Source organism: Okeania sp. SIO2B9, from assembly GCF_010672505.1.
Classification (GTDB): domain Bacteria; phylum Cyanobacteriota; class Cyanobacteriia; order Cyanobacteriales; family Microcoleaceae; genus Okeania; species Okeania hirsuta.
In genome coordinates this window covers 1-1,055 of record NZ_JAAHGK010001799.1, presented here as the reverse complement: position 1 = coordinate 1,055, position 1,055 = coordinate 1, and the positions used below count along the sequence as shown (strand labels likewise).

Here is a 1,055-nt window from a genome sequence, read left to right as displayed (position 1 = left end):
GCAGGTACAATTCAGAGCGATAAAGATATTGCTCAAGGTATGACTCAGGCTATGAGTTTAATGGGTTATTATATTGCTTTATCATTTTTTGCTGCTCAATTTGTTGCTTATTTTGGTTGGAGTAATATAGGCATTATCTTAGCTGTTAATGGTGCAAATTTTCTCAAAGCTACTGGTTTTACTGGGTTGCCTTTGCTCATAAGTTTTATTATTGTTAGTGGTTTTATTAATTTATTTATTGGTTCGGCATCGGCTAAATGGAATATTATGGCTCCAGTATTTGTGCCGATGTTAATGTTAGTTGGTTATACACCAGAGTTGACACAAATGGTTTATCGAATTGGAGATTCTACAACTAATATTATTACGCCTCTGATGCCTTATTTTCCAATTATTGTTGCCTTTGCTCAGAGATACGATAAAAATACAGGAATGGGAACTTTAATTGCTACAATGCTACCTTATTCTTTAGCTTTCCTAATATCTTGGTCAGCTTTATTTATCTTCTGGTTTATTTTCGGAATTCCCATTGGACCGGGAGCAGCAATTAGACTTTAAAATAGCACTCAGCGGTCAGCGGTCAGCCATCAGCTCTCAAGGGATAAATTAGGTGTTGCATAAATGCGGGATGATTTTAATAGTTTTGTGCGTGGGGGCATCTTGCCCGTTCCCGTTCCTGATATTTTCCCGTTCCACCTTCTTCAAGAAATAGCGATCGCCTCTGATATCAAATCCGTTGGCTTCGGAGCAATATAATTCTGTCGTCGTCATACAATGGTTAGAGGCGAATGGCATTCGCCCCTAAAATATGGACTCTTATCTTTAAATAGGGCTTGCTGATTAAATATCAAAGCATTGACTGATATTGGTTTTAGCATTTTTTGGTCTAAAAAAGTGCCAGTTTTTCAGCTCAAAGAGCTGGATAATATCAAATCCGGTAGCATCGGAGTAATTAAACCTGAATTTTCGGCCACCAATGGTACTGGGTTATAGCCTTGATTGCAAATTGCTGTGTTAAAAGAACTTGACAACGCTCAAACAGAATTTCTTCTAAC

The 1,055-nt window shown here is 37.6% G+C and carries 1 protein-coding gene; it reads left to right on the top strand.

The features are described from left to right. A partial coding sequence (locus F6K13_RS34515; RefSeq protein ID WP_287290154.1) for an AbgT family transporter occupies positions 1-558 on the top strand: 558 nt, incomplete at its 5' end. Between the last annotated feature and the right edge of the window lie 497 nt (positions 559-1,055).